A 25,871-nucleotide genomic window follows, 5' to 3' on the forward strand; every position below is an offset into this window, starting at 1 on the left:
AATTTGTTTCTATGGCTGCATTAGCGGTCAGGGCCTGGCGGATAGCCGCGCGCGATATTGAACTGACCACTGAGCGGCAGGAAGTGCTGGAAGCCAGGTTCCAGCGCGATCTCCAAGAAATTGCGGACGGTGTTCTGGCTGCCGAAAAGGCAGGAATACTAGCAGGCTGGGGTGCCAGGGTGCCCCAAAGCAATTACATTTCCGATTTATGGGTCGATCCACCGCATCACGGGCAGGGGATTGGCAGACAGATTCTTGATGCCCTGATGGCGCAAATTCTGCTTGATGGTTTTGATGAAGCACTGATCGGCACCCATGCGGATAATCTTCCCGCGATCAATCTTTACAAAAAGGCTGGTTTCCGGATCGACCGGCAAGGAGATGAGTGGTCGGAAAGTTTCGAAAGAACCGTCGAGAAAGTCAGGATGCGCGCTGATCTTTGAAGGCCAGCTTACCGCAACCGTTGCCGAATGGTCTATCGCGCCTATCCTTCCTTGGAGTGGATAACATCAAGAGGAGGGCAAGCGATGTGGATCATGTTGACGGAAGTGAACGGCGAAAAGCTCGCCGTGAATTTTAATCACGTTCTCTCTTATAACGCTTATGGAACCGGCACACGTATTGTTACGCTGAGTACGGATCAGACGTTCTTCGTCAAAGAGTCGATTGAGGAGATTGAAGCCAAGCTAGGCATTGATGTGAAAGCCTGAAGCTTCTTTTTCTCAACGGCTTAAATAGTTTTATTGAAAAAGAAAATGAACGGCACCGTGCTCGCGCATTGCCGTTCATCCTGTTTGCATTCTCGGGCACGTTTCGTGGTCCACTGAAATGCTGTATTTTTTACGCGCATCTCGTTCCGAAAACCAGTTCCCACTTTTCGGGATGCGCTCTAGATATCCAACTCTTCCACAAAAGCCGCACGGTCCTGAATGAAACGGAAACGGGCCTCTGGCTTGGTGCCCATCAGTTCATCGACGGTGTTGCGGGTTTCATCGACATAATCTTCGTCCACCTGAACACGCAGAAGCGTGCGCTTCTTTGGGTCCATGGTGGTTTCCTTGAGCTGTTCGGCGCGCATTTCGCCAAGGCCTTTGAAGCGACCGATTTCCACTTTACCACGCCCGGTAAACATGGTGCGTAGAAGCTCATCCTTATGTGCTTCATCACGCGCATAAGCTACCTTTCCACCCTGGCTTAGGCGGAAAAGCGGAGGCACAGCCAGATAGAGATGACCATTGCGGATCAGGTCCGGCATTTCCTGATAAAAGAAGGTGATGAGCAGCGATGCGATATGTGCACCATCGACGTCAGCGTCGGTCATGACGATGACGCGATCATAGCGCAAGTCGTCTTCCCGATAATTCTTGCGCGTACCACTGCCGAGTGCCTGCACAAGATCACTTATCTGCTGGTTTGCCGTCAGTTTTTCGCGCCCGGCGCTGGCAACATTCAAAATCTTGCCGCGCAATGGCAGGATAGCCTGATTGGCGCGATTGCGCGCCTGCTTGGCTGAACCACCTGCCGAGTCACCCTCGACGATGAACAGTTCTGCACCGGCTGCGGCATTCTGCGTGCAATCGGCAAGTTTGCCGGGCAGGCGCAGCTTGCGCGTTGCGCTTTTGCGAACTGTTTCTTTTTCCTGACGGCGACGCAAGCGCTCGTCGGCGCGGTCGATCACCCATTCCAGCAGGCGAGATGCTTCCTGCGGAGAGGCCGTGAGCCAATGATCGAATGGATCACGGATCGCATTCTCCACGATGCGCTGTGCCTCGACCGTGGCAAGCTTGTCCTTGGTCTGACCGACAAATTCCGGCTCGCGAATGAAAACCGACAGCATCCCTGCAGCCGATACCATCACGTCATCGGTGGTTATGATCGAAGCGCGCTTGTTGTTGGTCAGTTCCGCATAGGCTTTCAGCCCTCGCGTCAAGGCAATACGCAAACCTGCTTCATGGGTGCCACCATCGCCGGTCGGGATAGTGTTACAATAGGAGTGAACGAAACCGTCCCCACCAAACCACGAAACGGCCCATTCAACGGCGCCGTGGCCACCCTGCTTTTCGGTCTTTCCTGCGAAAACCTCACGCGTGACCTGATGTTCCTTGCCAAGCGATGCCTCAAGATAGTCCTTCAGGCCACCAGGGAAGTGGAATACGGCCTTTTCAGGTGTTTCCTTCTTTGGGTCGAGCAGGGAAGGATCGCAGTTCCAGCGGATTTCAACCCCGCCAAACAGATAAGCTTTCGACCGCGCCATGCGATAAAGACGATGCGGATCGAACTGCGCTGTCTTGCCGAAAATATCAGGGTCTGGATGGAAACGGACGCGGGTGCCGCGACGATTATGCACTTCGCCGAGTTCTTCCAGCCCGCCTTGCGGAATACCCCGCGAGAAACGCTGGCGATAAAGACGGCGATTGCGCGCGACTTCCACTTCCAGCATATCGGAAAGGGCATTCACCACAGAAACACCGACGCCGTGCAGACCGCCTGACGTCTCATAGGCCTTGCCGTCGAACTTGCCGCCCGCGTGCAGTTTGGTCATGATGACTTCGAGCGTGGACTTCCCGGGAACCTGGGGATGTTCATCCACAGGAATGCCGCGTCCGTTGTCCGATACCGTTACAAACCCGTCGGCATCGAAGCTCACTTCGATGAAATTGGCATGTCCCGCGACAGCTTCATCCATTGAGTTGTCGATGACTTCGGCAAAGAGATGATGGAGCGCCTTTTCGTCCGTGCCGCCAATATACATGCCGGGACGCAGGCGCACCGGCTCCAGCCCTTCCAGAACGCGGATGGATGATGCGTTATAGTCGTCGCCTGCCGATGAAGCAGGCGGCGCCTTGGCCGTTACCGGCTTTGGAACAGAGAGCGAGGGCGCTGCCACTAGCTGCGTAACAGGCTGTGGTGCCACAGGTTTTTCCCCCTGGCGCCCCTGTTCTTGTTCCCGTTCTCGGGCCCGGGCATTGTTGACCACTCTCGAGAAGAGATCGTTGCTATCGTCCATCTGTTCCGAAAAGCTCTCTATCTGAATTTCAGGAGGTCTTTGCCGAGCCTGCTCGCCATCGACCGGAAAATACTGTTCGCGAATCACCTAAATGATGCCATGCGCGTTCGCGAAAGGCGACTAAAGTTCGCCTTACGTTCCGTTTTTACACGGCTTTTTCAAAGGGTCTTGTTCAGAACGGAACTGATTTGCACCAGAAAGAAGGCGAAAGTCAAACAAGCAGGACATTTCCGATCAAATTGGATGGAAACGCTGCAGTAGTTGGCATAGAGCGATAGCGGGGAATATTCAGAATACCGAGAGTTTGAAATGCAAAACAGCGCGACAAGCGGCATGGAAGCGCACGTTAAGGGCATGGCGATCATGGTGCTCTCGGTGCTTTTGCTGCCGCTGATGGATGCCATCGGCAAATGGCTCGCCATGGTGGATAATATGCCTCCTGCCACTGTCACCTTCATGCGTTTTTTCATTCAATGCTGGCTGATGTTCTTTATCCTGCTCATCGTTGGTGGTTTCGCTGCGCTGCGAACACAGTATCTGGCCGGTAATCTCATCCGCGGAGCCTTGATGGGGTTTGGTGGGCTCTGCTTCTTCACGGCGGTCAAATATATGCCGCTGGCTGATGCTATGGCCGTCTTCTTCGCCGAGCCGCTTATTCTGACGCTCTTTTCGGCAATTTTCCTGAAAGAAAAAGTGGGCTGGAGAAGGTTCAGCGCGGTCGGCATCGGTCTCATCGGCACGATGATCGTGATCCAGCCGAGTTTCGAGATATTTGGTGCTGTCTCGCTTCTGCCGTTGGCGACAGCCGTAACCTTTGCCATCTACCTGATCCTGAACCGAAAATATGGTGCGAAGGAAAGCCCGCTGGTCATGCAGTTCTATGCGGGTGTGGGCGGGTGGGTACTCGCTGGCGTTGCCATGATTTTCGGAACTGCGGCGGGGCTTGGTGATCTGAGTTTCGGTCTGCCGCAAGGCATTCAGCCTTGGCTGCTTTTGCTGCTTTTGGGGACGATCGGAACCGTCAGCCATTTGATGGTTGTGCAGGCGTTCAAGCTGGCACCGGCATCCATGCTGGCACCGTTCCAATATCTGGAAATCGTCAATGCGGTTCTGGTCGGCCTGATCGTGTTCGGCGATTTCCCGACACCGTCGAAATGGTGCGGCATCGCGATCATCGTCGGATCGGGCTTCTATGTGTTCATGCGCGAGCGCCGTGTGAAAGTCGACGCCGTGGCCTGAGGCAGAGCTAGAGCGGTTCTAGTTAAAACGGAATCGTGGGACCGCTCTATCTTTTTATTTTACGCATTACCCAACGCAAAACCGCTTCGCACTTTTGCTGGAAATGCTCTATTTCAGCTGACGGGCTCCGAAGACCGTCTCGAACGCTCTTCCCAAAGCGACGTCCATGTCGCCCATTGTTACCGGCAATCCGAGGTCTACAAGGCTGGTAACGCCATGTTCCGAGATTCCGCAAGGAACGATGCCGGAATAATGGCTGAGATCGGGTTCGACATTGATGGCTATGCCGTGAAAGCTCACCCAGCGACGGAGGCGGATGCCGATAGCAGCAATCTTGTCTTCACACATGCCGCCATTGGCAAGGCGCGGCTTTTCAGGCCGTGTAACCCATACGCCGACACGATCCTCACGACGCTCGCCTTTGACGTTGAACTCGGCAAGGCTCTCGATGATCCACTGCTCAAGAGCTGTCACGAAGGCGCGCACGTCCTCGCGGCGGCGTTTCAGGTCGAGCATCACATAGGCAACGCGCTGGCCAGGTCCGTGATAGGTATATTCTCCGCCGCGTCCCGTGTTGAAGACAGGGAGACTGTTCGGGGTCAGGAGATCGTCTGCATTGGCGCTCGTCCCCGCCGTGTAAAGCGAGGGATGCTCGACCAGCCACACGAGTTCATTGGCAGTGCCGTCCCGGATGGCCTGGACACGTGCTTCCATGAAAGCGAGTGCTTCTTCATAATCCGTCAGCGCTTCGGCAACGACCCAATCGACCGGAACCGCATCAGCGGCGACAGGCCGGAAATGTGCCTCCAGCGCATCGCGTTCACGCGGCTTTTGTGAAGCTGTCTCGAAAATGGGGAAGGCGGAATTATTCGTCATGATGGCACCATATGGCGGTTTTGCAGCGCGACCGCCAGATGGCAAAATGCCTCCCCGATCAATGAATCGCGAGCGGTACTTCCTTTTCACAGCGGTTGCGTCCTGCCTGCTTGGCCCGATAAAGCGCGCGGTCAGCGGCATTGACGAGATGGCTATAATCGGGATGACCGTTGAATGCTGCAACCCCGATGGACAGCGTTACAGACTGGCGTGCGCCATCGGGAAGGTTCAACGGTTGTTGTGCTATCTGTCTGCGAAGCTCTTCGGCGATTGTAAAAGCTTTGTTCTCGTCGGCTTCTACGAGAGCGACAAGAAACTCTTCGCCACCATAGCGGAACACGAAGTCGCTCGGGCGGCAAAGCGACAGGATCGCTTCGGCCACCTGCTGAAGGACTGCATCGCCACTGCTGTGTCCGTATGTGTCGTTAATGTTCTTGAAGTGATCGATATCGATCATCAAAACGCTCAGATCCATGGCCTTTTGCGAGGCCATGCGCACTTCACGGGTCAGGATCGAAGGCATGAAACGCCGGTTTAGAGCACGTGTCAGTGGGTCACGACCTGTTTCCATCGCGGCGGCCGCCTGAAATAATTCGGATAGCAGGAATTTCACTTCACCGATCTTGGTTTGAAACTGTGCCAACGAAGCCGCAAGGCCGGCGGGGTTGTCCTTGCGTGCGCTGTTGATGGCAGGCAGGAGAACATTGTCGATATGTTCTACATTCCGGCGGATGTTTTCCAACGTGCCGGAGTTGGAGAACATCAGATCAGCCTTGTGTTGCAACCACAATCCGAAATCCGAGCTTGCGAGCGAGTGAAGCGGACTATCGGCATTACCGTAGAGGTTGAAGAGAAGCGACTGGCTCCATTCCATAAGCGCTGCACGTTGCGATTCGCGTTCAAGCGGAAAATCGTGACTTAGCGTGAAAGCCCGGTAGGCTTCGTCGGTCTGGGCACTTTCGCGCGCGTCCTTGACGAAGGCTTGGCTCATGATTTCGATAGCGATGTCGATGGCATTGCTGACATGCACGATCAGGCGCGCCAGAACCTCTCTTGAGGCAACTTCCAGTTTCAGTTGACGGACGATTTCGTTTTTCAGCAGGCGCGCGCCTTGCATGACGACGTGGATCGGCACATCGATGCGGGCGTGAACCTCGCCAACCTTGCGCTGTTCACGAATGAATGCCTCAACATCGTCGGCTGTTCTCTGGAACATTTTCAACAGCCAGTCGCTCAGTGAATTGTGCAAACGTTCCTGCACCATTTTCTGGGACAGGAATGTCGCTGCATCACGATTGTTCATAAGGCGATTATAAAAAACACCGACAAACTGCTCGCGGTGACGGCCAATCAGATCACGGAGAAAGAGAGCATGTTCTTCGGGCAGGCCGCTGACCAGCTCGACCCATTCGGTCTGGGTTGCGCCCAGTCCAGTTTTCGATCCCCATGTCATGTCGATTTCAGAGGTCGAATAGTCCATGTTCCTGCTCCTTGCGATGACCGCAAAGCTCCGCCCGCTACCGGTGCTGGACCGGTGCCGGATCGGCCTCGCGGATTGGAGATTCTGCGGCTTTCCCTTTGCTTGGAAAGGGCTGCGTGCGAATTCAACAGGCACCTAATATCCCGACTTTCTTAAAAAGTCTCTCCGCAAAATGGCGGGTTAGTAATTGGGTTTAATTGGCAGCGCTTTTTGTAGAGTGCGGTCGAGATTGATAGAGCGTCGTAAGATTAAGTGACTTTACCAAATGGTTGTTTGGCCTACCTATCTGCGGGCAAGATTCCAATTCTGGCCATCTCTGGAAAGGACTCCGGAATGAGATTTACGTTAATTTCTGCGGCTCTCGCGCTCTTTGCGGTTACCGCTGTCGCTGAAGCAGGCACACCGGTTGCTCCGGCTCCGATTCCGGCTGTAGCCGCCAATAGCACTGGTTCGGCCATTCAGGTCGACTATCGCTGCCGTCGCGGCATGGTTCGCACGCCGAGCGGTCGCTGTGTTACGGATCGCCGCTGGCGGGATGATCGTCGCGGATGGGATCGTCACTCACCACGTTATTATCGCGAACGGGATCGTGATCGCCGCTGGCGCCATGATCGTGATCGTCATCGCGACAGAATCTATATCGAGCCACGTCGTCGCGGCCCGCACAACTAACAAAGAAAAAGAGCAGCGATTTCGCTGCTCTTTTTATACCGGCTCGGCTTGTGTGTCGGAAAGACTGTCAAGTTGCGGAAATACATCCGCTGTCATAGGGGCCAGGACGTCAATCACCAGTCCATCTGGCGCGAAGTTGATGTCGCATTTGGCCCTGAGTTCGCCCGTGAGAACGGAATAGAGCAGCCGCTGGCCGAAGCCACGACGGGTAGGGCGTTCGACTGCAGGTCCTCCGTCTTCAACCCAGCGCATATGAAATTTTCGCTCGCCCTGCCTTTCGAGCACATCCCAGCTGAATTGGACCGTGCCGTTTTCATTGGAGAGCGCGCCGTATTTCACGGCATTGGTCGCGAGTTCGTACAAACCAAGCGAAAGCGAAACCGTTACTCGGTCGCTTACCACGAGTTCTGGACCACTGGTTCGGATTCGATGACCGAACGTGCTGTTGAAAGGGGCGAGGGCAGTTTCGCAGATCTGGCTGATCGTTGTGCCCGTCCAGTCCTCCCGAAGCAGCATGTCATGAGCCTGACTAAGCGCTCGCAGCCGCTCGCTGAATAGTTCGTTCGCGGTTTGCGGATCGGTGGCATTGCGCAAGGTCTGGTTGGCGATCGATTGCACCATTGCCATTGAGTTCTTGAAACGGTGCGAAATTTCGCGGGTCACAAGTGCCTTGTCAGCCTCGGTTTTTTTGCGTTCGGTGACGTCGATGACGATGCCCAGAAGCGCAGGTGATTTGCCGAGGAGAGCTTTGGCTCGTGTTTCCACCCAGCGCACCTGTCCCAGCCTGTTGGTAATGCGATATTCGACCCGGAAAGATTTGCCTGTGGCAAAAGATTCCTGCGAACGCTGGATAAGCGTTATCCGGTCTTCAAGCATCACCATGTCGATGATCTTGTCGTAGTTGACTGGTTCGTCCGGCGTCAGTCCGAAAATGCGACGATATTCGGCCGAGCAGCTAATCTCCCCGGTCGTGTAATCCCGCGTCCAGAAACCGACATTCGCCACTTCAACGATATACTGGAGTTGATCGCTGCTACGCTGCTTTTCAATTGAGAGCGTTTCGCGTTCTTTTTCGAGCTCAACCAGTTTGCCGAGTTCCAGCGTCACATCAAGCTGCGACGAAACGAAGTGATGAAGTTCGCCATTCTCGGTTTTGACCGGGGAGATATGAAGTCGATTCCAGAACGGCTCGCCAGATTTCTTATAATTGAGAATATCGATCTCAACGGACTGTTCGGCTTCCAATGCCGAATGGATGATCTCGACATGTTTCGGGTCTGTGCCAGGGCCTTGAAGAAAGCGGCAGTTCTTCCCGATGATTTCGTCGGCCTCGTAACCAGTGAGGTTCTGGAAGGCCTCGTTTGCAAAGATGATCGGATTGTCCGGCAGACGCGGATTTGTGATGAGCATTGGCATGGGCGTCAGTTCAACCGCTGCCGTGAAGGGATTCGCTTCCTGGGAGAAAGATGCTCCCAAAACTTTCACGGACGGCTGTACTCTTGTTGCCAATGCAAACCCCACTCGCTGAAAACGCTTACAAGCTGTCCTAATTCACGCAAGTTATCTCATTGTCGCTTAATTTGCGAACAAAAATAATGGAGTAGCTCGAACGAAAATATTGGCTCTTTCGTTAAATCATTGATGGAATGGCCATACATTGCGACGTGAAAATAAGGCATGCACATAATTTACCGACAATATTCAGCGTGCATTCATAAACGGAAAGCAATGATGGCATCATTGAAATGGAGAAGCACAGGATGAACACCTTCAAAAAGATGATGGTTGGCCTCGTCGGTGCAAGCTTTCTGATCGGCGCAATGGTGCCGGTCTCGGCTGCACCTGTGATGCCAACTGCGCCTGCGGCAAGTAATGAGAATGTTCAGCAGGTCCGCGATGACCGCTGGCGCCGCGGGCCAGGACATGGAAACTGGGGTGGACACCGACCTGGGTATCGTCCGGGCTGGCATGGTCGTCCTCATCGTCCGGGACCTGGCTATTGGAATGGACACCGCGGTTATCGGCACTACCGTCATGGCTATCGTCGCAGCAATGATGGGTGGTGGTATCCGCTCGCAGCTTTCGGCGCTGGCGCAATCATCGGTGGTGCAATTGCAGCTCCGCCGCCCCCACCGGTCTATCGCGCGCCTGCTTATGGTTACCGCAACTCGCATGTCCAGTGGTGTTATAATCGTTATCGGTCCTATCGGGCTTCCGACAACACTTTCCAGCCGTATAACGGTCCCCGTCAGCAGTGTTATTCGCCATACTGACAGTGGAAATTTGTTAAACTCAATGAAGCCGCCCTTCATGGGCGGCTTTGTTTTTGTGGACTAAGTCTATCAACTGTATCCATGAGTAATTGTCATCCATATCAGTGCATTCTAAAAGGCGGCGGGATAAGATTCCGGGGTGCATTTGTTGAATCGCTTTCGGTCTCCCCATTTCATAACGAAGCGCTAAAGGAGACGGGATGCGCCAGATTTTACCCAAGGCTTTGGCCGGTATAGTTATACTCGGCATACTGAGCGTAGTACTTGGTTCCTGGTACACGATTGACGAAGGTGAGCGCGGCGTTGTTTTGCGCTATGGGGCGGTTTCCGGCGTTGCACAACCGGGGCTGGGCTTCAAAATTCCGGTGATCGATTCGATTGTGCGAATATCGGTGCAATCCAAGGCTGCGATCTATAACAGCATGGAAGCCTATAGCCGCGATCAGCAACCAGCTACGATGAACCTGTCGGTCAATTATCGCATTCCGCCAGACCGTGTGGAGGAAGTCTACGCGACCTACGGCGGTGAAGACGGCCTCTTGTCCCGCCTTGTCGAGCGACGCGTTTTTGAGGAAAGCAAGACTGTTTTCGGCAAATTCAATGCTGTGGAAGCCATTCAGGAGCGTAGCCGTCTCAATCAGGAAATTGCGGAGGCAATTCAGAGCAGTGTACGCGGTCCGGTTATTATCGACACGGTGCAGATCGAGAATATCGATTTTTCGGACTCCTATGAGCAGTCCATCGAACAGCGTATGTTGGCCGAAGTTGAAGTGCAGCGTCTCCGCCAGAATGCAGAGCGCGAAAAGGTACAGGCTGAAATCACAGTGACGCAGGCAAAGGCGCAGGCAGACGCACGCCGTGCCGAAGCCCAGGCTCAGGCCGATGCGGTTCGTCTGCAGGCGGAAGCCGACGCAGAAGCGATAAGGATAAAGGGTGAGGCAGAAGCAACTGCCATCAAGGCGCGTGGCGATGCGCTTCGTGACAATCCGGGTCTTGTCGCACTGACGCAAGCAGAACGATGGGACGGTCAGCTGCCAAGCACGATGCTACCGAATGGAGCAATACCCATGCTGAACCTGAGCAATTCCCAGACGCAGCAGAAATCACCTGACTATTGATATAGTTGCAGAAAGACCAGCTGGGTCGTGACTGTCACGTTTGACGCACATCCCGAAAAGCGTTTCACCCTTTTCGGGATGTGTTCTACCCGCCGCGCTGGTCATAACCTTCGACGTTTTCTCCATCCATTTTCTGGCGCAGGTGCTGCTTTAGCTTCATGATCTTGTCTGCGTCCCATCCGGTCACGTCGGTGACTTCCAGCCACGCATTGACATAGTGTTCCGGAGCATAGACATGCCCGTGTCCTATCGGTGTGGCGGTCCCAAAAGCCATATCTAGTGCCAATTGCAGCATGGTCACGACAGGATACCACCGCAGTTCCGGTGAAACATCCGGTCCGCGCGGTGCTTGCATCCAGTCAGGTTGACGATAGAACGATAGACTGTCGAAGAATGTCACCGGATCGCTGGCATATTGCAGATACACCACCCGCAATGGCCCCCAGCGGGTTCCATTTCCCGGCGCTTCACCATTCTGATTCATGAAACGTGCAAAGGAGCCGTCTCGGAACACTGGTAGCCATTCTGGAGTTCCAGGGTTTCTTCGTCTGGTCATGGCTTTCCAGTCCCTGCTCGGGAAAGGTGGCCCGCTCCACAAGGCACCGTTGATTGGATCGTCAAGCATTTCGAAAAGTTCGGCTGAGACTTCCGAATTCATCGCCCCAAGGCTCAAGCCATAGAGATACAGACGTGGGCGCTGATCGTGCGGAAGTTCTTTCCAGTAATTATAGACGGTTATGAACAGAGCTCGGGACGCTTCTGCTCCGTATTCGGGTTGGAACAACAACGACAAGGGACTGGAAAGATAGGAATATTGCATGGCAACGCTGGCCACATCGCCATTGTGCAGAAACTCCAGTCCGTCCATGGCTGCTGGATCTACCCACCCTGTACCGGTTGGAGTGATGACGACCAGCACAGAACGTTCAAAACCGTTCTGACGCTTCAGTTCCTCAAGTGCCAGTTCGGCTCTTTGTTCAGGCGTATCGGCTACTTGCAGACCTGCATAGACCCGTATCGGGTCTATAGCCTTTTCGCCAGTCAAGGCAGCAATATCGGCAGCTCCGGGACCCGAGGAAACGAACTCACGTCCAGCTCGCCCAAGCTCGTTCCAATGCAAAAGCGAAGCGGCGCTGCCAGTCTCGTTCGGTGATGTCGGTTGTGGGCGATCCGGTTCGATCAGAGCGTCAAACTCGCGAAACGAACGATCCAGAACCTTGAAAGTGGACTGGATGAGCAGGCCGTTGGCGATGGTCCAGATGAGCACAACAGTGATCGTAATGCCCAGGACATTGGCTAACCGGCGAGGCATAACGAGTTGTACTTTGGCGGAGACGAATTTCCCAAGTAGAATGAGAAGGCGAACCAGAATTAGCAGAACCAGAAATGTCAGCACAGCTAACGCGGAGACACTCATTGGATAGGCGCTGGGCACCGGCTCCATATCCATGACTGCACGAACTGAGTTCTGCCAGCCCGCGGCAAAATAGAGTGCTACGACGGCCACGGCGAGACAGACCAAGCCAACTACAAGATTGGCGCGACTGCGCAGCCGATTCCGGGGTTCAGGCAATTCCAGATAATGCCATAGCCAGCGCCACAATACGCCGATGCCATAACCGGCTCCGAAGGCGACACCTCCGAGAATTCCCTGCATGACGTAGGTTCGCGGGATAAGGCTGGGGGTGAGGGCTGCGGCGAAAAACAGTGTTCCGAGCGCGATACCCACGCCGGACAAGGAACGTCGGAAATGAGAAAATGCCTTGGTGGCCAGAGACATGAAGCACCACGCAGATTAAGTCATTGGAATGAAACTAACTGTAGCAAGAGCGGGCGGCAAGGCCCGGCACGGAGAAGCAGGAGCTGAATAGTCCTGGTTAGGCACCTAGCGATTCAGAATCGCCCTTCTGCTCAGGGTGTTAAGTATCCAAATGAGCATGAAAAGCGCCTGTTTACCGGCATATGGAAGAGGCGGTCTGGCATGGAGTATCCCAGACCTGTGATTTTTTTGAATTTATGTTGAAGAAACCTGATTTTATGGTGTTGACCAATCCGTAAGCCGCCCTTATGTTCCGCCGCACTTCCGGGGGCGATTTGCTCCTACAGGGAGCGCGTAGCTCAGCCGGTAGAGCAACTGACTTTTAATCAGTAGGTCCAGGGTTCGAATCCCTGCGCGCTCACCACTTTCTCTTCAAATTGGTTCATTTCACCTTTGTCGCAGTGACTTTGCATTGCAAGAGTGCCATGAGCGATCATGACCTTGCGTAGAAGAATTGTTGGCGATCGGTCGGATACCGCCCTTTGGATTGTATCGCTGACGCTTGTTATTCTTCTGCAAGGGCTGGTAACGGCATACGCGCAGGCTTCCATGGCGGCGTGGAGCGCTGGTCCCTCGTCTGTGATCTGTTCAGTCCACACGACGCAGGCAGATGCAAACGCTCCCCTGAAAGATCTCGCCAGACATTGCTGCTCGACCCTATGTCAGGCCGCGTGTGCCATTGGGACAGGATTGCCAGAACAGCCGGTCACCGTGTCTTTCGATTCGATTGTTGCGAAAGACGCGGTCGCTTTTCCTCTCGCGGTTCGCGCACCTCCTGGTCAGTTTGTTACGGCTGCTCAAGCCAGAGGGCCTCCCGCTTTGCACGATCTTTGAAAACGACGCCGCCGCCCCGCGACGGCAATTTCATATCGTTTGGAGATATCGATGCAAAATCATGATTTTATCGCGGCAGCCAAGGCTGGCTGCCCACGCACTGTGCTGTGCTTCTACTGCTTTTCAAGGAGGGTTCCGTGACGGATACGCTTCTTGAAGAAAAAGCTGGGGTACAAGCACGGCCGAATACCACTAGTTATGCGAACTCCGGCTTCCAGGCCTTCATCACACGGCTTCATTTCTATGTCGGCTTGTTTGTTGGTCCTTTTATCTTGATCGCAGCTGTGACGGGCACGCTTTATGTGCTGACGCCTCAGCTTGAAAACTACATCTACCGCGACCAGTTGCGTACCGCATCACTTGGAACCTTGCAGCCATTGGCGGACCAGGTGAAGGCGGCCGAAACCTTTATAGGCGAGGGCCCAAAACTTTTTGCCGTGAGGCCTTCAATTGCTCCCGGCTGGAATACACGGGTCATGTTCACCCAGCCTGGATTGGGAGAATCTGAAAGCCGGGCAATCTTCATCGATCCCGTCACGCTGGCCGTAAAGGGCGACCTTGTTGCCTATGGCACAAGTGGGACCTTGCCGTTTCGCGCGGCGATCGACTACCTACACCGCAATCTGATGCTCGGGGATTTTGGGCGTTACTACAGTGAACTCGCTGCATCCTGGCTGTGGATCGCGGCTCTAGGCGGCACTCTGCTTTGGTGGTGGAATCGGAATATCCGGCGAAAACAAAAACAAACGAAAAATCTCCACCTGAGGACCCGTCGCTTTCACAGTCAGGTCGGTATCTGGATAGCTGTCGGTCTTTTGTTCCTTTCGGCAACCGGCATGACCTGGTCGCAATTGGCGGGGGAAAGGATTGATCAGTTCAGAGCGGCGGTTGGCTGGATTACGCCGTCAGTCTCGACAGTTCTGAATAAGGCGACAGAATCTAGCGAAGAGAGTGCGCATCAGGACCATGGCGGCATGCCGATGCCGTCCGGAACAGGGGATGCGCAGGATCTTGTCGGACAGCTGGATAGTGTTTATCTGGCTGCACAACAGGCAGGACTCGATTCCCCGATGCTTGAAATCCGACTGCCCCGTTCATCGGATCAAGGCTGGCTGGTGCGTGAATATGACCGTTCCTGGCCGACACAAGTGGATACGATTGCTCTCGATCCCCAAAATATGGAGGTTATCAGCCGTGCTGACTTCGAGAGTTTTCCGCTTATCGCAAAATTGATCCGCTGGGGTATCGATCTCCATATGGGTGTCCTGTTCGGGGTCACTAATCAGATCGTGATGGCTGCGCTCGGCCTCTCGCTGATTGTGATGATTGTCTATGGCTATCGCATCTGGTGGCAGCGTCGCCCGCCTGCCGGATCAATGCCCAGAACGTTGATCGCAAGCTGGAGACGTCTCACTGCTGCGCAACAGATTGGGATCGCAATCGCTGCTGTATTTGTAGGTTGGACGCTGCCATTGGTCGGTATCAGTCTGATTGCATTCTTGCTGGTTGATTCCGTGCGCTGGTGGTTTGGCGGTCAAAAACCAGTCGTGCGCTAAATCAACAGGCTGGCGCCCGTCTTCCGGGCGCCAGCTCTGGCTTAATTATCAACTGGCCGGTCGTGGCGGCAATCCGGCACGGACGCGCATCTTTTCCAGAAGACTGGCGGCAATTGGCTCATAATTTTCATCGAAATGATGACCTCCGGCCAGTTTCATGACTTCCATCCCTTTGAGCTCGGCAGCTGTGCAGGCGGTATCATCTTCTTCTTCGCCATAGACGCAAACAACCCGATCAAGCGGGATTGTCGAGATAGCAGGAACGACATCCTTGTCGCCATCCATTCCGAGCCAGCCTTCAATCGAAACCTGGAAGGTCGTCGTCGTCTCGACACCGAGAAGCCCGATCATTTTCGTCCGGTCCTGTATGGAAGGGTCGAGATATTTCCAAGCAAAGGGGAATGTATCGGCACCGAATGAGTAGCCCAGAACTGCAACCGGCAATTTGTTCGTCGGGTCGGCCTTCTTGATCATGGCCGTCGTGTCATTGGCTATTTCTTCCGGCGTTCGTTCCGACCAGAAATAGCGAAGCGAATCCACACCGATCACGTGAACGCCATGAGCCTGCAGCCATTCACCAATGGATTTGTCGAGATCTCGCCAGCCACCATCACCCGAATAGAAAACGGCAACCATATCGGCTTTGCCGCCTTTGGCGGGAAGATCGACGATAGGCAGGGCTTCGTTTTTGGCATCCTGATCCGCCATGGCGACGACATTGTCGACAGCCATTTTCAGGCGAGCAGGAAATTCCGGAGCGGATTGAAGCACGGCGACATTTTCGTGGCGGGCTGTAACCGGATTGTTGACCGGCGATCCGCTGGGACCGACCACAAGGGCAGGGGCGGGAATTGCCGCGTTGAAGCCATAGGTGAAGCCGCCATCGGGTGCCTTGGTCGCTTCGGCTTTCTCGGTGCAGGAAGGCAGACGGGTCTTGGCCGGGACCGGATCAAGCGATACCGCACCTGCAATCGTCGCATCCGGAGAATCCGAGGCTGCGGCATATGCGATGGTAGCGCCTTGTCCAACGCCTGTCAGAACGGGATGAAAATAGACGCCCAAATCAAGTCCACGCAGAGCCTCCTTGGCGATGGCTTCGAAATCCGAGTCCAGATAGTTGCAATCGCCATCTTCCTTATCGAGGGCGGCGCGCCACGGGCCGAGCTCGACCGGCAGAACGATCATGTTCCGGGCAAGCATGGCGTCCATGAAGCTCTTCTCCCGGTCGCTCATACCTCCTTCGTCACTCAGTAAAATCGCAAGGCCGACGGGATCATTCTTCGGCATGTAGACCGGAATATTGGACAGTCTTTCAGCACTGGCGTGGATGACCGGTTCATCGGAATCGGTGATTTTCGTCCAGAGCCGGGCGATCTTGCCTGTATGCATTGCGCCATACGCGCCCACCGCAGCCACCAACGCCAGTCCAAGAAAAATGAAGAGAACGCGTCTTTTCGTCATTTGCGGATGAACTCCAAAGGACTGCCATTGATGAGGGTTGTGGCATCGAGAAGCGCGCGCGGCGTTTCCAGGCCGCCCGGGCAAACCATGTAATGCGGGGTCCAGACCGGATCGAACTTTTCCTTGAAAGCTTTCAGTCCGTCAAAATGATAGAGATCGGCTCCACGCTTGTAGATGAAGGAGCCGAAACGGTTCCAGCGGGACGCCAGCCTGCTACCGCTCAGGCCGGAAAGCGGGGCAGCACCAAGATTGAACCACTTGTAACCTTCTTCCTTGCTGGCCATCAGCAGTTTTGCAAACAGTGCGTCCATCAGAAGCTTGTGTACATTGGGCATGTAGCGCATGAGGTCGACGGTGATTTCATACTTGTCCGCACCACGCCACATATTGGCGAAAGCCACGATTTCTCCGTCACTTTTCAGCACTGCGACGTCGAAGCGTTTCATGTATTCGTCATCGAAGTACCCCAGCGAGAAGCCTTTCTCGCTGCCCGACTTGAAATCGAGCCACGCATCGGAAATCTCGCGCAGGCGTGGAATGAGTGGCGGTACGTCGGCCGCCGGAATGATTTCAAACGTCAGGCCGTCCTTGTCGATCTTGCGGTCGGCATAGCGGAATGGCTGGCGACGCGGACCATCGAGCGAGAAATTGGTGAGGTCAACGCGGGCGACTTCGCCGAGCTTCAGGGCAATCAATCCCATATCCAGAAACAGGGGCAGGCTTTGCGGGCCGACACCGTAGAATACGGTTCGCAGGGCAAGCTCGTCGGCCAGTGCGTGAAATGACCATGCAAGCTCCTTAGCCGTCTGTTCCTGGCCTATCGGTTCTCCGAGCGCAATCAGGCTGCCCCCTGATTGCGCATACATGATGAAGGCGCTCTTGTCTGGCGCGAGGAGGAATTGCTTGTCACCAAGCATTGCCAAAGCGGCATCCGTATGTGGCCATTGGGCAACGAGATCCGGCACGGCATCGGGTATGGAATAATCCACCTTGCGTTTGCGGTGACCAGCCCGGTTGATAATCGAGTAAAGGCCCACTGCAGCGACCACTGCGAAGACAAGGACAGTCGCACGCAAGAACCGGGGCGCATTGCCGTTCCATGCGAAATCCCACCAGAGGTCATTGGAATATTCCACGTGACGATAGACGAAGAAGCCGAGCCATGTGGAGACAAGCACCGTCGTGCCGACGGTCGCGATCCAGTTCCAGCTTAAATCGAACGGTCCGGAAATCGGGCGGCGATAGAACGAATCCCGGAAGCCCCAAAGTGTGAATGCAGAAATGCACAGGATGGTCGCCTCTTCCCAGTCAAGGCCTTTGGCGAGGGAAAAGACAGCGCCGCTGAGGAGGAGGATTAGTGCTGCGACCCACGCACGTGCAAGCCGTTTCGACAGACCGCGCGCAACGATCAGTAGCGCGACTCCGACGAGGCTGGCGGCAAGATGCGACATTTCCATGAAAGATTCAGGAACTATGTCGGAGAGCAATTTTACGCGGTAGCGAAGGTCTGGTGTCGCACCGGACACCAAAAGAATGATGCCGCCGAGAAAGATGATGCTGGCAGAAAGGCTCGGGATGAGTGGCTCGACCAGACGTTTGGCGAAGCGCGCCTGCTTGCCGAGCATATGGCGCCGCCGCATGATCTCCCATATGAGAATGCCTGCGGTCGCTACAACGAGCGGCATAACCGTATAGATAAGACGGTAGGCGAGAAGCCCCGCAATTGCATCCGGCTTCCCGCCTAGGCCGAGTCCAGCAATGATTGTCGCTTCAAATGCGCCTAGACCGCCCGGAGCATGACTGGCAATGCCCAGCACGATGGCGATGACATAGACCAGCGCGAAAACCGCAAAGCTTGGCACGGCGTCTGCAGGCATGAGCACATAGAGCGTAGCGGCAGCTGCGCCCACATCCACAAGCCCGGCAAAGATCTGGGTCAGAGCGCCTTTTGAGTTCGGCAGGCGCAGACTGAACGAACCCACCGTAAAACTACGCTGTCCATGCGACAGCCAGTAGATCAGCCAGCCGATGCCACCCAGAATGGCGATACCGGCGACGATATCGATTCGGGAATCGATGGCGGAAAGCCAGGGAACATCCTGCGGGTCGATAAGAAGCGCTGCACCGACCATGATGATCAGTGCGAACCAGATCGCGAACCATGATGTCCCGACAATCTTGCCGATATCGGCAAGGCTAACACCCTCCGCAGCATAGATGCGATAACGCAATGCGCCGCCGGTCAGCAGGGAAAACCCAAGCGCGTTGGAGATTGCGTAGCCGGCAGCACCTGCTACGGCAGCGATGCGGCGCGGTATCTGGTTGGGCGCAATCGTATCGACAGCCACCACATCGTAGAGTGCGACGGCTGCATAGCTCAGAACTGTGAAGAACACAGCTAAACCAAGTGTCGTCCACGAAATGTCGTGGAAGGCAGCGAGTGTTTCCGTGCGAGATGTATTCTGGAGCAGATTCTCCAGCACATAGATCGCCAGCAGCGCAATGGCGATGCCCGCTATTGGAAACAGAAAATGTTGGTATCGCTTGAGCCAGCCAGAATGTCTTGTCGACGTTGCAGGTGGTGTTGAAGGCACTTCATCATCAATAAGGCTCATAGGAACGTCGTCCGGTTGGAGCAATATATTATAAATCGCGCAATGATCTCGATTTAGGGCGAACTTGTGTTCGAGCGAGATGCCGCATTGAAAATATTCTAAGTAGAGCAGAATCTAGTCTATATAAGCCTGTGGTTTGGCCAGACCGCAAGCGATTTGATGAACTGAAAGAGGTATTGGTGCTCGATATTTCATATATGACCGCAGCCGGAGCCGGTGCACTGTCGTTCCTGTCGCCCTGTGTTCTCCCGCTCGTGCCGCCCTATCTGTGTTATATGGCGGGCGTGAGCGTAGAAGATTTTCGCGCAGATAAGGCGACGGCCGTTGCCGCCGCGCCTTCAGCGCGCCGCTCGTTGGCATTTGCGGCAATCTGTTTTGTTCTCGGTTTCACAACTGTTTTTGTGGCGCTCGGCGCTGGAGCTTCGTCCATCGGCGCCTTCCTGCGCGCATGGCAGCAGGAGATCGCAATCGTTGCGGGCGTCGTCATCATATTGATGGGACTGAACTTTCTTGGCATCTTGCGTTTCTCGTTCCTGTCCCGCGAAGCTCGTTTTCAGGCACGCAACGCTCCGGCATCGCCACTTGGAGCCTATGTCATGGGACTGGCATTCGCCTTCGGCTGGACGCCGTGCATCGGGCCTGTTCTTGGGCCGATTCTGACGCTTGCAGGCGGCAGCAGCACGGTTGGTGAGGGCGCGTTATTGCTGGCGACCTATTCGCTTGGCCTTGGCATTCCGTTCTTGATTGCCGCCCTTTTTTCCGGCGCATTCATGCGGTTTCTTTCACGTTTCCGCGTGCATCTCGGCAAGGTGGAGAAAGCAATGGGCGCGCTTCTGGTCGCTGCAGGTGTCCTGTTCCTGACCGGAGGCATGCAATCCTTCTCGTTCTGGCTGCTTGAGAATTTCCCCGCGCTGGGGCGGTTGGGTTAAAGGTTTGGCAGCAGCCCGTAAGTTTTCATAGACGCTTTGATGTTAAGAGCGAAAATCATCTCAATTTTCTGGACGATACCATGACAGACCGTACCTGCCTTTCCATCGTACTTGCTGCTGGCGAAGGCACACGCATGAAATCCAACTTGCCCAAAGTACTGCATCAGGTGGCAGGCTTGCCGCTGGTCTCTCACGTGGTCACGGCGGTTCAGGGGACCGGCAAAAGCGATGTTGCGCTGGTGGTGGGGCGTGGCGCCGACGATGTGCGGGCGGCAGTAGAAAAGAATGCAGGCCCGGTGTCGGCCTTCGAACAGAAGGAACGTCTCGGCACGGCGCATGCCGTCCTGGCAGCGCGCGAAGCGATCGAACGCGGCTATGACGATTTGCTCATCGTTTTTGGCGACACGCCACTGATCGAGGCGCAATCTCTGCAGAAAGCTCGCGAACGACTGGCCGAGGGTGCAGACGTTGTCGTTATCGGTTTTCGCCCAGACAATCCACATGGCTACGGTCGCCTCATCGAGAAAGGCGACAAACTTGTCGCCATCATTGAGGAAAAGGAAGCAACCGAAGAGCAGAAGCAGATCGGATTCTGCAATGGCGGGCTGATGGCGGTTCGCGGTCAACACGCCCTGGCGCTTCTGGATGCGGTGGGCAATGACAACGCCAAGGGCGAATATTACCTGACCGATATCGTCGCCATCGCCCATGGCAAGGGCATGAACGTGACGGCCATCGAAGTGCCGGTCGATAATGTCATCGGCATCAACAATCGTGTTGAACTGGCAGAAGCCGAAGCCATCTGGCAGGATCGCAAGCGCCGCGAGATGATGCTTGCAGGTGTAACGCTTATTGCACCTGAAACTGTTTTCTTTTCGCATGATACGCTGATCGAAGCCGACGTCATTGTTGAACCGAACGTGTTTTTTGGTCCTCGCGTGCATGTCGCGACGGGAGCTCTGATCCATTCCTTCTCGCATATGGAAGGTGCTGACGTTGGGCCGAAGGCCGAAATCGGGCCGTTTGCGCGGCTGCGCCCGGGTGCAAATCTCGGTGAGAAAACCAAGGTCGGCAATTTTTGCGAAGTGAAAAATGCCACCGTGCACAAAGGCGCGAAGATCAATCACCTAACCTATATCGGCGATGCGACTGTGGGAGCCTCCAGCAATATCGGCGCTGGCACGATCACCTGCAATTACGACGGCTACAACAAATACAAGACGGTGATCGGCGAAAACGCGTTTATCGGGTCGAACAGCTCACTGGTCGCGCCGGTGGAAATCGGCGACAATGCTTATATTGCCTCAGGCAGCACGATTACCGACAATGTCCCTGCCGATGCGCTGGCTTTCGGTCGTGCCCGGCAGGAAACAAAAGAGGGGCGGGCGAAGATCCTGCGAGAGAAGTACGCTGCCATCAAAGCGGCTAAAACTGCGACCAAATAAGTCGTCCAATTGTTTAACCGAACGGCAATCCTCTGGGTTGCCGTTCTGCGTTAGAATCTTTAAACCGCAAAGCAACACGCTTGAACGTCGGATTTGGAGCAGCCTATGTGTGGAATTATCGGCATCATCGGAAATAACGAAGTCGCTCCGCTTCTTGTGGATGCACTGAAGCGGCTTGAATATCGCGGCTATGATTCTGCCGGTATTGCCACACTACAGAACGGCAAGCTCGACCGTCGCCGTGCCGAAGGCAAGCTGGTGAATTTGGAAAAGCGCCTGGCCGGAGAGCCGCTTCCCGGCGTTATTGGTATCGGCCATACCCGTTGGGCTACGCACGGCAAGCCAGTGGAGCGCAACGCGCATCCGCACATTACTGAGCGCCTCGCGGTCGTCCATAACGGGATCATCGAGAACTTCGCCGAGCTTCGCACCATGCTTGAGGCCGAAGGCTACAAGTTCCAGACGGAAACCGATACCGAAGCTGTTGCCCATCTGGTCACCCGTGAACTGGCAAAAGGCAAGTCTCCGGTTGAAGCTGTGCGCGACAGCCTGCCGATGCTGCATGGTGCCTTCGCACTCGCTTTCCTGTTTGAGGGTGACGAAGAACTCTTGATCGGAGCGCGCCAGGGGCCGCCACTCGCCGTTGGTTACGGTGAGGGCGAAATGTTCCTCGGTTCCGACGCTATCGCACTTTCGCCTTTCACGGATACCATCGCCTATCTCGAAGATGGCGACTGGGCCGTGCTGACGCGCAAGGGTGTGACCGTTTACGACGAAAACAACAACGAAGTTGAGCGTCCGATTCAGAAGACTCAGACGGCGAATATGCTCGTCTCCAAGGGTAATCATCGTCACTTCATGCAGAAAGAGATGTTCGAGCAGCCGGAAGTCATTTCCCATACGCTCGCCAATTATCTCGACTTCACGACGGGCAAGGTTCGTCAGGAAGCCATTGATATCGATTTCAGCAAGATCGATCGCCTGACGATTTCGGCCTGCGGTACGGCCTACTATGCGGCTTCTGTTGGCAAATACTGGTTCGAGCAGATCGCGCGACTGCCGGTCGACAGCGATATCGCTTCCGAATTCCGCTATCGCGAAATGCCTCTCTCGAAGGATTCGCTGGCGATGTTCGTGTCGCAGTCGGGCGAAACAGCTGATACGCTGGCGTCGCTACGCTACTGCAAGTCGCAAGGATTGAAGATCGCAGCTGTCGTGAATGTCACCGGCTCGACCATTGCGCGTGAATCTGATGCCGTTTTCCCGACGCTTGCGGGCCCAGAAATTGGCGTTGCTTCTACCAAGGCCTTTACCTGCCAGCTTTCGGCCATGGCATCGCTGGTAATTGCGGCTGCAAAATCGCGTGGCGCAATCGATGACAAGCGGGAACAGGAACTGGTACGCCAGCTTTCCGAGGCGCCGCGTTTCATCAACCAGGTTCTGAAGCTTGAAGACCAGATCGCTGCGGTCTGCCATGAACTGGCCAAGGTCAATCATGTGCTTTATCTCGGTCGTGGCACGTCTTTCCCGCTGGCCATGGAAGGCGCGCTGAAGCTCAAGGAAATTTCTTATATCCACGCTGAAGGCTATGCCGCCGGCGAGTTGAAGCACGGCCCGATTGCGCTGATCGATGAAACCATGCCGGTTATCGTCATCGCGCCGTCTGATCGGCTCTATGAGAAGACCGTTTCCAACATGCAGGAAGTTGCAGCACGTGGCGGTCGCATCATTCTCATCACCGACAAGAAGGGTGCCGAGGCAGCAAGCATCGACACGATGGCAACCATCATTCTGCCGGATGTGCCGGAATTCATCACGCCGCTCGTCTATGCGCTGCCGATCCAGATGCTGGCTTATCATACAGCCGTTCTGATGGGGACGGATGTCGATCAGCCACGCAATCTAGCAAAGTCGGTGACTGTCGAGTAAATTCAGCTTGTTATAGCAAAATCTTGATAAGTTCATAGAAATGGTGGTGGATTGCCGCCATTTCTATCCTGCCCGCAGAAGCCTGATCGCTTCGTCGCGTCCGAAAAGATATAGCAACACGCGCAGTGCTTGTCCGCGTTCGGATTCCAGATCTGGATCGCTTGTCAGAATATAGCGCGCATCCTTGCGGGCTATTTCCAGAAGATCACCATGCGCTTCGATGGAGGCCAAGCGGAAGCCTGGGGTGCCGGATTGCCGCGTGCCGAGCAATTCGCCTTCGCCACGCAGTTTCAAATCTTCTTCCGCGATACGAAAACCGTCTTCGGTCTCGCGCATGACCTTCAGTCGGGCTTGTGCGATTTCGCCCAGCGGGCCTTTGTAAAGCAGCAAGCACGTTGACGGTTTGTCGCCGCGCCCCACGCGACCGCGCAACTGGTGCAGTTGCGACAGGCCGAAACGTTCGGCATGTTCGATAACAATGATCGTCGCATCGGGGACATCTACGCCGACTTCGATCACAGTGGTCGCGACCAGTACCCGCGTTTCGCTCTGCTTGAATGCCCGCATGGCTTCGTCTTTTTCAGCCCCGTTCATGCGGCCATGGATGAGACCGATGCGTTCCCCAAAGACGGGTTTGAGGCTTTCGAAACGTTCCTCCGCCGAAGTCAGTTCAACGACTTCGGATTCCTCAACGAGCGGGCAAATCCAGTAGATTTTCTGTCCTTCTCCCACGGCCTTTCGGATGCGCTCGACAAGTTCCCCCATACGTTCCATCGGCACGATGGCGGTCGTGATGGGCTGGCGTCCGGCAGGCTTCTCGGTCAGTTTCGACACGTCCATATCGCCAAAGGCGGTGAGGACGAGGGTGCGCGGAATAGGTGTAGCCGTCATGACCAGCATATCCGGTGCAGAACCCTTTGCGGTCAGCATCAGGCGTTGGTGCACGCCAAAACGATGCTGTTCATCGATGATGACCAGAACGAGGTCGTGATACTCGACCTTTTCCTGAAACAGCGCGTGTGTACCGATGACGATATCGATTTCACCAGTTTTCAATCCTTCGAGAACTGCATTCCTGTCACGGCCCTTTTCGCGACCGGTCAGAAGGGCGGCTTTCAGTCCCGCTTTCTCCGCAAGCGGCGCGATGGTTGCAAAATGCTGACGGGCGAGAACTTCCGTCGGCGCCATGAGTGCTGACTGTCCACCAGATTCTGCGGCGTGGGCCATGGAAAGCAATCCAACGACCGTCTTGCCGGAGCCGACATCGCCCTGCAAAAGCCGCAACATGCGCTCCGGCGACTTAAGATCTGTGATGATTTCGCGAGCAGCCTGATCCTGCCCCTTGGTCAAGCGATAGGGCAGGTGGCGCATGATTTCGGCGACGATGCGCCCTGTACCTTCCAGAGGACGACCGGAAAGCCGCCGTGTTTTCGCGCGAACAAGGGCGAGTGCCAATTGTCCGGCCAGAAACTCGTCATATGCAAGCCTGCGCCGCGAAATGCTTTCAAGCGCGATATCCGACGGGTCTTCAGGCAGGTGAAGCGTGTTCAGCGATTGCTGGAAACTGGTGAAGCGCTCCCGCGCCAGCAACGGGCCGTCGATCCATTCCGGCAGCGGAGGCACGCGGGTCAGTGCTTCCTTGACGGCGCGCGCCAATGTCTTTGGCGACAGACCCGCGGTCAGCGGATAGACCGGTTCGACCATCGGCAGATTGGCTGCATCTTCCAGGCTCGCAATATAGTCCGGGTGGACCATGGAGGCGCGACCGTTGAACCATTCCACCTTGCCCGAGACGATGACAGTCTCACCTTCAGGCAGCATTTTTTGCAGCCAAGGCAATTGCGCATGGAAGAAGGTCAGCGCGATTTCGCCGGTGTCGTCATGAGCGAAGACGCGATGCGGAACATTGCCACGCCCGGGTGGTGCAGGCTGATGCTGGTCTACGATGACTTCCAGCGTCACGATTGCACCTTCCTGAGCAAGCGCGATACCAGGCCGATTGCGTCGGTCGATCACGCTGTGCGGTGCCAGAAACAGGAGCTGACCGACCTTGGGCTCCGCGCCCGGTATGTCGGTGCCAAGCAGTTTGCCAAGCAGGGCGGCAACCTTCGGGCCAATGCCGGAAAGCGAACGAACGGAAGCAAAAAATGGATCGAGCATGGATGGGCGCATGGGCTTGAGCATTAACTGCTTCGTCCTGCGGTGCAAGGGCGGTGCGCAATCTTTCTGTGCTCTTTTTGTTCTTGTTGGATAAACGGGTTCCCGTTTGCGGCGCAGATGCTATATACCAGCAGCAATTTGAATGATTGGAGCTTACCGAGGATGACTGGCAGCACATTGGCGACGGAAAATCTGGATGTACGGCGCCGCAAGCTTCTGTTTCGGGCGTGGCATCGCGGTATGCGCGAGATGGATTTGATCCTCGGGCAATATGCGGATGAATATATTATCGGCTTCACCGATCCGCAGCTCGAGGAGTTCGAGCATATTCTTGAAGTGCTTGACCGCGATCTTCTGAAATGGGTGACGGGTGAAAGCCCGATCCCGATCGATTACGACACGCCTCTGTTCCGCGATATTGTCGCGTTTCGCGACCGCATAGAATTCTGAGTTCAAGG

The 25,871-nt window shown here is 55.2% G+C and carries 19 protein-coding genes and 1 tRNA gene; 12 read left to right on the forward strand and 8 right to left on the reverse strand.

The window, feature by feature from the left end; all coding sequences use genetic code 11:
- The first annotated feature begins 11 nt into the window (after positions 1-11).
- Together ABDF71_RS14345 and ABDF71_RS14350 are read left to right on the forward strand one after the other, a co-directional pair.
- On the forward strand, positions 12-443 hold the full coding sequence (locus ABDF71_RS14345) for a GNAT family N-acetyltransferase (protein WP_192799905.1): 432 nt from the start codon (positions 12-14) through the stop codon (positions 441-443).
- A gap of 84 nt (positions 444-527) precedes the next feature.
- A complete protein-coding gene (locus ABDF71_RS14350) occupies positions 528-710 on the forward strand; it encodes a flagellar FlbD family protein (protein ID WP_010658857.1) in 183 nt (60 codons plus the stop codon).
- A gap of 179 nt (positions 711-889) precedes the next feature.
- On the opposite strand, the gene parE is transcribed toward ABDF71_RS14350, so the two are convergent.
- Complete coding sequence (parE, locus tag ABDF71_RS14355) at positions 890-3,007, reverse strand: DNA topoisomerase IV subunit B (protein ID WP_258124350.1); 2,118 nt, start codon at positions 3,005-3,007, stop codon at positions 890-892.
- A 309-nt stretch (positions 3,008-3,316) separates the two neighbouring features.
- Here parE and ABDF71_RS14360 point away from each other — a divergent pair, with 309 nt between their 5' ends.
- The gene (locus ABDF71_RS14360; RefSeq protein ID WP_029927321.1) at positions 3,317-4,246 is read left to right on the forward strand and encodes a DMT family transporter; all 930 of its coding nucleotides are present in this window, start codon (positions 3,317-3,319) and stop codon (positions 4,244-4,246) included.
- Positions 4,247-4,354: 108 nt separating this feature from the next.
- Here the strand turns inward: ABDF71_RS14360 and lipB are convergent, their stop codons facing one another.
- Positions 4,355-5,122: a lipoyl(octanoyl) transferase LipB gene (lipB, locus tag ABDF71_RS14365; protein ID WP_258124334.1), complete on the reverse strand. Its 768-nt coding sequence runs from the start codon at positions 5,120-5,122 to the stop codon at positions 4,355-4,357.
- A 58-nt stretch (positions 5,123-5,180) separates the two neighbouring features.
- Positions 5,181-6,602, reverse strand: a complete 1,422-nt coding sequence (locus ABDF71_RS14370; RefSeq protein WP_036586236.1) for a GGDEF domain-containing protein — start codon at positions 6,600-6,602, stop codon at positions 5,181-5,183.
- Between the two features lie 333 nt (positions 6,603-6,935).
- Here ABDF71_RS14370 and ABDF71_RS14375 point away from each other — a divergent pair, with 333 nt between their 5' ends.
- Positions 6,936-7,274: a hypothetical protein gene (locus tag ABDF71_RS14375; RefSeq protein WP_010658852.1), complete on the forward strand. Its 339-nt coding sequence runs from the start codon at positions 6,936-6,938 to the stop codon at positions 7,272-7,274.
- A 33-nt stretch (positions 7,275-7,307) separates the two neighbouring features.
- On the opposite strand, the gene ABDF71_RS14380 is transcribed toward ABDF71_RS14375, so the two are convergent.
- The gene (locus tag ABDF71_RS14380; RefSeq protein WP_255354128.1) at positions 7,308-8,750 is read right to left on the reverse strand and encodes an HWE histidine kinase domain-containing protein; all 1,443 of its coding nucleotides are present in this window, start codon (positions 8,748-8,750) and stop codon (positions 7,308-7,310) included.
- Between the two features lie 284 nt (positions 8,751-9,034).
- On the opposite strand from ABDF71_RS14380, the gene ABDF71_RS14385 reads away from it, so the two are divergent.
- Together ABDF71_RS14385 and ABDF71_RS14390 are read left to right on the forward strand one after the other, a co-directional pair.
- On the forward strand, positions 9,035-9,547 hold the full coding sequence (locus tag ABDF71_RS14385; protein WP_151664303.1) for a BA14K family protein: 513 nt from the start codon (positions 9,035-9,037) through the stop codon (positions 9,545-9,547).
- A gap of 200 nt (positions 9,548-9,747) precedes the next feature.
- Positions 9,748-10,665 (forward strand): prohibitin family protein, encoded by a 918-nt coding sequence (locus ABDF71_RS14390; RefSeq protein WP_010658848.1) that lies wholly within the window; start codon positions 9,748-9,750, stop codon positions 10,663-10,665.
- An 85-nt stretch (positions 10,666-10,750) separates the two neighbouring features.
- On the opposite strand, the gene ABDF71_RS14395 is transcribed toward ABDF71_RS14390, so the two are convergent.
- Positions 10,751-12,445 carry an alpha/beta hydrolase gene (locus ABDF71_RS14395; protein WP_151615112.1) on the reverse strand — a complete coding sequence of 565 codons (1,695 nt, stop codon included), beginning with the start codon at positions 12,443-12,445 and terminating at the stop codon, positions 10,751-10,753.
- 327 nt (positions 12,446-12,772) lie between these two features.
- Between ABDF71_RS14395 and ABDF71_RS14400 the strand changes: the two genes are divergently transcribed.
- A tRNA-Lys gene (locus ABDF71_RS14400) sits at positions 12,773-12,848 on the forward strand.
- Positions 12,849-13,455: 607 nt separating this feature from the next.
- Positions 13,456-14,874, forward strand: a complete 1,419-nt coding sequence (locus tag ABDF71_RS14405) for a PepSY-associated TM helix domain-containing protein (protein WP_258124335.1) — start codon at positions 13,456-13,458, stop codon at positions 14,872-14,874.
- Between the two features lie 48 nt (positions 14,875-14,922).
- Here ABDF71_RS14405 and ABDF71_RS14410 read toward each other — a convergent pair whose 3' ends face one another.
- Together ABDF71_RS14410 and mprF are read right to left on the reverse strand one after the other, a co-directional pair.
- Entirely contained in the window at positions 14,923-16,335 is a 1,413-nt protein-coding gene (locus ABDF71_RS14410; RefSeq protein ID WP_192800282.1) for a virulence factor family protein, read from the reverse strand.
- Positions 16,332-18,950 carry a bifunctional lysylphosphatidylglycerol flippase/synthetase MprF gene (gene mprF, locus ABDF71_RS14415; RefSeq protein ID WP_192799902.1) on the reverse strand — a complete coding sequence of 873 codons (2,619 nt, stop codon included), beginning with the start codon at positions 18,948-18,950 and terminating at the stop codon, positions 16,332-16,334. The genes ABDF71_RS14410 and mprF overlap by 4 nt, the downstream gene beginning before the upstream one ends.
- Positions 18,951-19,129: 179 nt before the next feature.
- On the opposite strand from mprF, the gene ABDF71_RS14420 reads away from it, so the two are divergent.
- From ABDF71_RS14420 to glmS, 3 genes are all read left to right on the forward strand, one after another.
- Entirely contained in the window at positions 19,130-19,879 is a 750-nt protein-coding gene (locus ABDF71_RS14420) for a cytochrome c biogenesis CcdA family protein (protein ID WP_012093029.1), read from the forward strand.
- 80 nt (positions 19,880-19,959) lie between these two features.
- Positions 19,960-21,324: a bifunctional UDP-N-acetylglucosamine diphosphorylase/glucosamine-1-phosphate N-acetyltransferase GlmU gene (glmU, locus tag ABDF71_RS14425; RefSeq protein ID WP_151664301.1), complete on the forward strand. Its 1,365-nt coding sequence runs from the start codon at positions 19,960-19,962 to the stop codon at positions 21,322-21,324.
- A gap of 105 nt (positions 21,325-21,429) precedes the next feature.
- Positions 21,430-23,253: a glutamine--fructose-6-phosphate transaminase (isomerizing) gene (gene glmS, locus ABDF71_RS14430; protein WP_010658841.1), complete on the forward strand. Its 1,824-nt coding sequence runs from the start codon at positions 21,430-21,432 to the stop codon at positions 23,251-23,253.
- 63 nt (positions 23,254-23,316) lie between these two features.
- Here the strand turns inward: glmS and recG are convergent, their stop codons facing one another.
- Complete coding sequence (gene recG / locus ABDF71_RS14435) at positions 23,317-25,437, reverse strand: ATP-dependent DNA helicase RecG (protein WP_191192479.1); 2,121 nt, start codon at positions 25,435-25,437, stop codon at positions 23,317-23,319.
- Positions 25,438-25,575: 138 nt separating this feature from the next.
- Between recG and ABDF71_RS14440 the strand changes: the two genes are divergently transcribed.
- The gene (locus ABDF71_RS14440) at positions 25,576-25,863 is read left to right on the forward strand and encodes an FAD assembly factor SdhE (protein ID WP_010658839.1); all 288 of its coding nucleotides are present in this window, start codon (positions 25,576-25,578) and stop codon (positions 25,861-25,863) included.
- Positions 25,864-25,871: the final 8 nt, after the last annotated feature.

Source organism: Ochrobactrum sp. WV_118_8, from assembly GCF_039631535.1.
Taxonomy (GTDB): Bacteria; Pseudomonadota; Alphaproteobacteria; order Rhizobiales; family Rhizobiaceae; genus Brucella; species Brucella anthropi.

Bases quoted from the DNA above. Each gene is read 5' to 3' on its own strand.
- ABDF71_RS14370 (WP_036586236.1), bottom strand. From the start codon at position 6,602: ATGGACTATTCGACCTCTGAAATCGACATGACATGGGGATCGAAAACT.
- ABDF71_RS14360 (WP_029927321.1), top strand. From the start codon at position 3,317: ATGCAAAACAGCGCGACAAGCGGCATGGAAGCGCACGTTAAGGGCATG.
- ABDF71_RS14440 (WP_010658839.1), top strand. From the start codon at position 25,576: ATGACTGGCAGCACATTGGCGACGGAAAATCTGGATGTACGGCGCCGC.
- mprF (WP_192799902.1), bottom strand. From the start codon at position 18,950: ATGAGCCTTATTGATGATGAAGTGCCTTCAACACCACCTGCAACGTCG.
- lipB (WP_258124334.1), bottom strand. From the start codon at position 5,122: ATGACGAATAATTCCGCCTTCCCCATTTTCGAGACAGCTTCACAAAAG.
- ABDF71_RS14350 (WP_010658857.1), top strand. From the start codon at position 528: ATGTGGATCATGTTGACGGAAGTGAACGGCGAAAAGCTCGCCGTGAAT.
- ABDF71_RS14395 (WP_151615112.1), bottom strand. From the start codon at position 12,445: ATGTCTCTGGCCACCAAGGCATTTTCTCATTTCCGACGTTCCTTGTCC.
- ABDF71_RS14375 (WP_010658852.1), top strand. From the start codon at position 6,936: ATGAGATTTACGTTAATTTCTGCGGCTCTCGCGCTCTTTGCGGTTACC.
- ABDF71_RS14345 (WP_192799905.1), top strand. From the start codon at position 12: ATGGCTGCATTAGCGGTCAGGGCCTGGCGGATAGCCGCGCGCGATATT.
- glmU (WP_151664301.1), top strand. From the start codon at position 19,960: ATGACAGACCGTACCTGCCTTTCCATCGTACTTGCTGCTGGCGAAGGC.
- ABDF71_RS14410 (WP_192800282.1), bottom strand. From the start codon at position 16,335: ATGACGAAAAGACGCGTTCTCTTCATTTTTCTTGGACTGGCGTTGGTG.
- ABDF71_RS14390 (WP_010658848.1), top strand. From the start codon at position 9,748: ATGCGCCAGATTTTACCCAAGGCTTTGGCCGGTATAGTTATACTCGGC.
- ABDF71_RS14385 (WP_151664303.1), top strand. From the start codon at position 9,035: ATGAACACCTTCAAAAAGATGATGGTTGGCCTCGTCGGTGCAAGCTTT.
- glmS (WP_010658841.1), top strand. From the start codon at position 21,430: ATGTGTGGAATTATCGGCATCATCGGAAATAACGAAGTCGCTCCGCTT.
- parE (WP_258124350.1), bottom strand. From the start codon at position 3,007: ATGGACGATAGCAACGATCTCTTCTCGAGAGTGGTCAACAATGCCCGG.
- recG (WP_191192479.1), bottom strand. From the start codon at position 25,437: ATGCTCAAGCCCATGCGCCCATCCATGCTCGATCCATTTTTTGCTTCC.